Here is a 7,354-nt window from a genome sequence, read left to right on the forward strand (position 1 = left end):
CGATATACTCCGCCCGGAATTCGTCCTCATGCGGGGTGTGGGTGGCCCCCGCCACCCGCGATTCACGTCGCCTTTCCCATCGACCACGCCCGAGGAGCCCCCCGATGAGCCTCGCCCTGATCGTGCTGCTGCCCTTCATCGGCGCGCTCTTTCCCGCGCTGATGATCCGCGCCGGCCGCAGCGCCTGCGCGACCACCGCCTTCGTCTTTCCGCTCCTCGCCCTCGTGCTGCTGCTCGCGCAGGCGCCGGCGGTGTTCCGCGGCGAGGTCCTCGTCGCCGCCTGGGACTGGGTGCCCGCGCTCGGCCTGCAGGCGGGCTTCTTCCTCGACGGGCTGGGCATGTTCTTCGCCGGGCTGATCCTGGGCATCGGCCTGCTGGTGATCGTCTACGCCCGCTTCTATCTCGCCAAGAGCGACCCGATGGGCGTGTTCTACAGCTATCTGCTGCTCTTCCAGGGCGCGATGGTGGGCGTCGTCCTGTCCGACAACATCCTGCTGCTGCTGGTGTTCTGGGAGCTCACCAGCCTGTCGTCCTTCCTGCTCATCGGCTACTGGAAGCACCTGCCCGAAGGCCGCCAGGGTGCGCGCATGGCGCTCACCGTCACCGGCGCCGGCGGGCTGGCGATGATCGCCGGCATGCTGATCCTGGGCGACATCGCCGGCTCCTGGAACCTCAGCGACATCCTGCGCAACAAGGAAGCGATCCAGGCCTCGCCGCTGTACGTCCCGGCGCTGGTGCTGATCCTCGCCGGCTGCTTCACCAAGAGCGCGCAGTTCCCCTTCCACTTCTGGCTGCCGCACGCGATGGCGGCGCCCACCCCGGTGTCGGCCTACCTGCACTCGGCGACCATGGTGAAGGCGGGCCTCTTCCTGATGGCGCGCATGTGGCCGGTGCTCGCCGGGACGACCGAGTGGTTCTACCTCGTCGCCACCACCGGCCTGGTGACCATGCTGGTGGCGGCCGGCATCGCGCTGTTCAAGGACGACCTCAAGGGCCTGCTGGCCTACTCCACCGTCAGCCACCTCGGCCTGGTGACCATGCTGCTCGGCTTCGGCACGCCGCTCGCGGCGGTGGCCGCCGTGTTCCACATCCTCAACCACGCCACCTTCAAGGCCGCGCTGTTCATGAACGCCGGCATCGTCGACCACGAGGCCGGCACGCGCGACATCCGCCGCCTCGGTGGCCTGCTGCAGCTGATGCCGATCACCGCGACCCTGGCGATGGTGGCGGGGGCCTCGATGGCCGGCCTGCCGCCGCTCAACGGCTTCCTCTCGAAGGAGATGATGCTGCACGAGGCGGTCGACACGCGCTGGCTGGGCAACGGCTGGATCGTCGCCGCGCTGGCCACCCTGGCGGCGTGCTTCTCGGTGGCCTACTCGTTCCGCTACATCGTGCATGTGTTCTTCGGCGCGCGCCGCGACGACTACCCGCACGCGCCGCACGACCCGCCCGCCGGCATGTGGTTGCCGCCGGCGCTGCTGGTGGTGCTGGTGGTGGCGATCGGGCTCTTCCCCGACAGCGTGGCGGGGCCGCTGGTGGCGGTGGTGGCACGCGCGGTCACCGGCGGGGCGGTGATGGACTACCACCTCGCGCTCTGGCACGGCTTCACCCCGGCGCTCGGCCTGTCGGCGATCGCGGTCGCGGTCGGCCTGGGCGCGCTCGTCGCCTACCGGCGCGTGCGCGCGCTCTGGCAGGCGGGGCCGCACCCCGAGGCCAAGGCGATGTTCGACGCCTTCATCGCGGGCGCCGCAGCGCTCGCGCGCGCAGTCACCCACGGCCTGCACAACGGCTCGCTGCAGCGCTATCTCGCCTTCGCGCTCACCGCCTTCACGCTCGCCGGCTTCGCCGCCTTCCTCGCCGCGCCCCACGCCGCGGGCACGCGCGCGCTGCTGCCGGCGCACCCGGCCGCGATCGCCGCCTGGGTGCTGCTGGTGGGCGGCTGCGCGCTCACCGTGATGCTGTTCCGCCGCCGCGTGCTGTCGGTGCTGGTGGTGGGCACGGTGGGCCTGATCGTGTGCCTGGCCTTCATCTACCTGTCCGCGCCCGACCTCGCGCTGACGCAGATCTCGGTCGAGGTCGCCACCGTGATCCTGATCCTGCTCGCGCTCTACTTCCTGCCCAAGGAAGGTCCGCAGAGCTCCTCGGTGCGCGCCGATCCGCTGCGCCACCTGCGCGACGGCGTGCTCGCCATCGTGGCCGGCATCGGCATGGCCGGGGCGAGCTGGGCGATGCTCACCCGCGACGGCAGCTCGCTGTCGAGCTACTACCTCGACAACTCGGTCTCGGGCGGCGGCGGCACCAACGTGGTCAACGTGATCCTGGTCGACTTCCGCGGCTTCGACACCTTCGGTGAGATCACCGTGCTCGGCATCGCCGCGCTGGCGATCTACGCCCTGCTCGACGGCGCGCTCTTCGGCCGCACCGGCCGTCGTCTGGGCGCGTGGTCCCCCGACCGTCCGCAGTCGGCCGACCGCCACCCGATGATCATGGTGGTGGCCACCCGGGTCATGCTGCCGCTGGCGATGCTGGTCGGCGCCTACATCTTCCTGCGCGGCCACAACCAGCCGGGCGGCGGCTTCATCGCCGCGCTCGTGGTGTCGATCGCGCTGATCATGCAGTACATGGCGAGCGGCTTCGGCTGGGCGGCGCAGCGGGTCAAGGTCAACTACCACGCCATGATCGGCCTTGGCGTGCTGGTGGCCGCCGCCACCGGCATCGGCGCGATGGTGCTCGACCAGCCCTTCCTCACCTCCACCTTCGGCCACTTCCACCTGCCGCTGGTGGGCGAGTTCGAGCTCGCCAGCGCGATGGCCTTCGACACCGGGGTCTTCCTCACCGTGGTCGGCGCGGTCATGCTCGCGCTCGCCAACCTCTCGCGCATGGGGCGCTGGACCAGCCCCTACACCATCAACACCGGCGCGATGGACGTGGATCCGCGCGCCGCCTCGGGCAAGGAGCAGGGCTGATGGAATTCCTCGTCGCCAGCGCCATCGGCGTGATGACCGCGGCCGGCATCTACATGGTGCTGCGCGCGCGCACCTTCCCGGTGGTGATCGGCCTGTCGCTGCTCACCTACGCCACCAACCTGTTCCTGTTCGCCACCGGCCGCCTGGCGATCGGCCAGCCGCCGGTGATCTCCGCCGCCGCCACGGGCTACATCGACCCGCTGCCGCAGGCGCTCGTGCTCACCGCGATCGTGATCTCCTTCGGCATGACCGCGGTGGTGGTGGTGATGTCGCTGCGCGCCTACCTCGAGACCGGCAACGACCACGTCGACCTGCCCGGCGACGCCTCGCCCGAGGCCGCCGAGGACGACTGGAAGCTGCGCGCCCGCAAGCCGGCGCCGGCAGCGGCGCGCGGCGGCCGCGGGGAGCGCGCATGAACCACCTGCTGATCCTGCCCATCCTGCTGCCGGCCGTGGTCGGCGCGCTGCTGGTGCTGGCCGCGCGCCACGACGGAGTGCTCGCGCGCACCTTCGCGGTGGCCTCCACCGTGCTGCTGCTCGCCATCGCCGTCGCGCTGCTGGTGCTCGCCAGCGACGGCCAGGTGCGCAGCTACGCGCTCGGCGCCTGGCCCGCGCCCTTCGGCATCGTGCTCGCGCTCGACCGCCTGGCGGCGCTCATGCTGGTGCTCAATGCCGTCCTCGGCCTCGGCGTGCTGCTGTACGCGATCGGCGGCTGGGACCAGCGCGGCAAGCACTTCCACCCGCTCTTCCAGTTCGAGCTGATGGGCATCAACGGCGCCTTCCTCACCGGCGACTTCTTCAACCTCTTCGTGTTCTTCGAGATCCTGCTGATCGCCTCCTACGGCCTCATGGTGCACGGCGGCGGCGGGCTGCGGGTGAAGGCGGGCGTGCAGTACGTGGTCACCAACCTGGTCGGCTCCTCGGTGTTCCTGATCGCGGTCGGCATGATCTACAACGTCACCGGCACCCTCAACATGGCCGACCTCGCGCGCATCGTCCCGCAGGTGCCGGCGGCCGACCAGGCGCTGCTGCAGACCGGCGCGGTGCTGCTGCTGCTGGTGTTCGCGGTCAAGGCCGCGCTCGTGCCGCTGCACTTCTGGCTTCCCGGCACCTACGCCAACGCGCCCGGTCCGGTGGCGGCGCTGTTCGCGATCATGACCAAGGTGGGCGCCTATTCCATCCTGCGCCTGTACGTGCTCGCCTTCGGCGCCGACGCCGGGGCCGCGGCCTGGCTCGCCGCGCCCTGGCTGCTGCCGGCCGGGCTGCTCACCCTGGTGCTGGGCATGACCGGCGTGCTCGCCGCGCGCAGCCTCGGCCAGATGGCCAGCTTCGCGGTGATCGGCTCGATGGGCATGCTGCTCGCCACCGTGGCGGTGTTCACCCCGCAGGCGACCAGCGCCGCGCTGTACTACCTCATCCACTCCACGCTCGCCGCCGGCGCGCTCTTTCTCGTCGCCGATCTCGTCGCCGAGCGCCGCGGCGCGCAGCGCGACCGCTTCGCCGCGGCGCCGCGCATCGCCCAGGGCGGGCTGGTCGGCGGCCTGTTCTTCGTCGCCGCCATCGCCATGACCGGCATGCCGCCGCTGTCCGGCTTCATCGGCAAGCTGCTGGTGCTCGACGGCGTGCGCGCCTCGGCGCACGCGGCCTGGTTCTGGGCGCTGATCCTGACGACCTCGCTGATCGCCATCGTCGGCTTCGCGCGCGCCGGCAGCTTCGTGTTCTGGAAGCCGCACGCGCTGCCCGCCGCGCCCGCGTCCGCCTATCGCCCGGACGGCGCGCTGTCCTTCGTCGCCGTGGGCGGGCTGCTCGCCTGCCTGGTGCTGCTCACCGTGTTCGCCGGCCCGGTGCACGCCTGGCTGGAACTCGTCGCGGCGCAGCTCTACGCCCCGGCCGGCTACATCGACGCGGTGCTCGGCACCGCACAGGGGGTGCGCTGATGGGCGCGAAGCACGACAAGCTCGACCCGCGCAGCTTCACCGAACGCTGGCTGCCGCATCCGCTCATGACCGCGGTGCTGGTGCTGCTGTGGATGCTGCTGCTCAACAGTTTCAGCTTCGGCGGGCTGGTGGTGGGCGTGGTGCTCGCGGTGGTGATCACGCGGGTGACGAGCAACTTCTGGCCCGAGCGCCCGCCGGTCAAGTCCTGGACCAAGGCCTTCGCCTACCTCGGCGTGGTGGCCTGGGACGTGGTGGTCGCCAACCTGCAGGTCACCCGCCTGATCCTGTTCCGGCCGGTGGGCAGCCTGGCCACGCGCTGGGTGGTGGTGCCGCTCGAGCTGCGCTCGCCCGAGGCCATCACCGTGCTCGCCGGCACCATCACGATGACGCCCGGAACGGTGTCCTGCGACCTCTCCGCCGACGGCCGCAGCCTGCTCGTGCACTGCCTCGACGCGCCCGACGCCGAGGAGGCCGTGCGCCAGATGAAGGAACGCTACGAGGACCGCCTCCAGGAGATCTTCCCGTGATCGAATACGCCCTGCAGTTCGGCTTCGCCACCGCCTCGCTCGCGCTGCTGCTCAACCTGTGGCGGCTGCTGCGCGGCCCCGCGCTCATGGACCGCGTGCTCGCGGTCGACACCATGGTGATCAACATCATCGCGCTGATCGTGCTCGCCGGCATCCAGCAGCGCGCCACCTACTTCTTCGAGGCCGCGCTGCTGTTCGCGATGTTCGGCTTCATCTCCACCGTCGCCTACTGCCGCTTCATCCTGCGCGGCGACGTCATCGAGTGAGCGGAGACCCCTCATGACCTTCGTGCTCGAACTCCTCGTCTCGCTGCTGATCGTCGCCGGCGGCAGCTTCCTGCTCATCGGCTCCATCGGCATGGTCAAGCTGCCCGACCTGCTCACCCGCCTGCACGCGCCCACCAAGGCGACCACGCTCGGCGTGGGCGGCGCGCTCGCCGCGTCCATGGTGTTCTTCGCCGGGCTGGAGGGCACGCTGTCCATCCACGAGGTGCTGATCACCGCCTTCCTGTTCATGACCGCACCGCTCAGCGCCCACTTCATCGCCAAGGCCCACCTGCACGAGCACACCGAACTGCGCGACGGCCTCCCGCCCACCGGCCGCCCCTACGGCTGGAGCACCTTCGACGCCGCCCCCGGCCCCAGCGAGCCCGACGACGAAGACGAGCGCCGCGGCGCCCACGACTGAGCCCCGCCAGTCGCCCGATCGCGACTCGCGTCGCTCCCACAGCCCCGCGGTTCTCCGTAGGAGCGACGCAAGTCGCGATCACAGCCTTCCCGCCCCGACCCCGCCCCTCGCCGCCGCACCGCCCGATCGCGACTTGCGTCGCTCCCACAACACCCCGAAGCGCCGCGGTTCCCCGCCCCATCGCGACTTGCGTCGCTCCCACAGCCCCTCCCGAAGCGCGGCGGTTCCCCGTAGGAGCGACGCCAGTCGCGATCACAGCCTTCCCGCCCCGACCCCGCCCCTCGCCACCGCGCCGCCCGATCGCGACTCGCGTCGCTCCCACAACACCCCCCGAAGCGCCGCGGTTCCCCGCCCGATCGCGACTCGCGTCGCTCCCACAACACCCCCCGAAGCGCCGCGGTTCTCCGCCCGATCGCGACTTGCGTCGCTCCCACAGGGCCCCCCGAAGCGCGGCGGTTCCCCGTAGGAGCGACGCAAGTCGCGATTACAGCTCCCCCGCAAGCGCGGCGGTTCTCCGCAGGAGCGGCGGGCGCGCCCTGGCACGCGGCCGGGCGCGCTCGGATGTCATCCGAAGCGCTCGTCCTCGCGCAGGAAGCGCCACTGCCCGAGCGGCAGGTCGCCGAGCTTCACGTGGCCGATGCGGACGCGCTTGAGGCCCACCACCTTCAGCCCCACCAGCTCGCACATGCGGCGGATCTGGCGTTTGCGGCCCTCGCGCAGCACGAAGCGCAGCTGGTCGTCGTTGATCCATTCGACCTCGGCCGGGCGCAGCGGGCGGTCGTCCAGCCACAGCCCGTGGTTGAGCAGCGCCAGCCCGTTCTCGGCCAGCGAGCCCTCGACGCGGACGATGTATTCCTTTTCGACCTTCGAGTCCTCGCCGATGAGCTGGCGGGCGATGCGGCCGTCCTGGGTGAGGACCAGCAGGCCGGTGGAGTCGATGTCGAGCCGGCCCGCGGGGGCGAGGTTCTTCAGGTGGCTGGGGTGGAAGCGCTGGGCGACGTCGCGGTCGGCCTGGTTGTCGGGGCCGATCAGGCTGACCGCGGGGGAATAGCCCGGCTCGGGCTGCCCGGAGACATAGCCCACCGGCTTGTGCAGCAGGATGGTGGCGCGCTGCTGCTGGGTGCGCGTGGCCTCGGGGGCGAGGGTGACGCGGGCGCCCTGGCCGACGCGCACGCCGAGCTCCGACACGCGCCGGCCATCGACGAAGACCCAGCCGCGCTCGATGAACTCGTCGGCCT

The 7,354-nt window shown here is 71.3% G+C and carries 7 protein-coding genes; 6 read left to right on the forward strand and 1 reads right to left on the reverse strand.

All coding sequences use genetic code 11. The features are described from left to right. The first annotated feature begins 104 nt into the window (after window positions 1–104). Genes C665_RS07100 through C665_RS07125 form a run of 6 tightly spaced genes read left to right on the forward strand, consistent with a single transcriptional unit; the run spans window position 105 to window position 6,116 of the window. Window positions 105–2,966, forward strand: coding sequence for a monovalent cation/H+ antiporter subunit A (locus C665_RS07100; protein ID WP_004303948.1), 2,862 nt, complete (start codon window positions 105–107; stop codon window positions 2,964–2,966). Then, entirely contained in the window at window positions 2,966–3,382 is a 417-nt protein-coding gene (locus tag C665_RS07105; RefSeq protein ID WP_004303949.1) for a Na+/H+ antiporter subunit C, read from the forward strand. The genes C665_RS07100 and C665_RS07105 overlap by 1 nt, the downstream gene beginning before the upstream one ends. Beyond that, window positions 3,379–4,902, forward strand: coding sequence for a monovalent cation/H+ antiporter subunit D (locus tag C665_RS07110; protein WP_004303951.1), 1,524 nt, complete (start codon window positions 3,379–3,381; stop codon window positions 4,900–4,902). The genes C665_RS07105 and C665_RS07110 overlap by 4 nt, the downstream gene beginning before the upstream one ends. Beyond that, a complete protein-coding gene (locus C665_RS07115) occupies window positions 4,902–5,429 on the forward strand; it encodes a Na+/H+ antiporter subunit E (protein ID WP_004303953.1) in 528 nt (175 codons plus the stop codon). The genes C665_RS07110 and C665_RS07115 overlap by 1 nt, the downstream gene beginning before the upstream one ends. Then, entirely contained in the window at window positions 5,426–5,695 is a 270-nt protein-coding gene (locus C665_RS07120) for a K+/H+ antiporter subunit F (protein WP_004303955.1), read from the forward strand. The genes C665_RS07115 and C665_RS07120 overlap by 4 nt, the downstream gene beginning before the upstream one ends. A gap of 13 nt (window positions 5,696–5,708) precedes the next feature. Then, window positions 5,709–6,116, forward strand: a complete 408-nt coding sequence (locus C665_RS07125) for a Na+/H+ antiporter subunit G (protein ID WP_004303956.1) — start codon at window positions 5,709–5,711, stop codon at window positions 6,114–6,116. Window positions 6,117–6,680: 564 nt separating this feature from the next. Here the strand turns inward: C665_RS07125 and C665_RS07130 are convergent. Further along, on the reverse strand, window positions 6,681–7,354 hold a 674-nt coding region (locus tag C665_RS07130), incomplete at its 5' end, for a pseudouridine synthase (RefSeq protein ID WP_004303958.1).

Origin of the sequence: Thauera aminoaromatica S2, assembly GCF_000310185.1 — a bacterium.
GTDB classification, from domain to species: domain Bacteria; phylum Pseudomonadota; class Gammaproteobacteria; order Burkholderiales; family Rhodocyclaceae; genus Thauera; species Thauera aminoaromatica.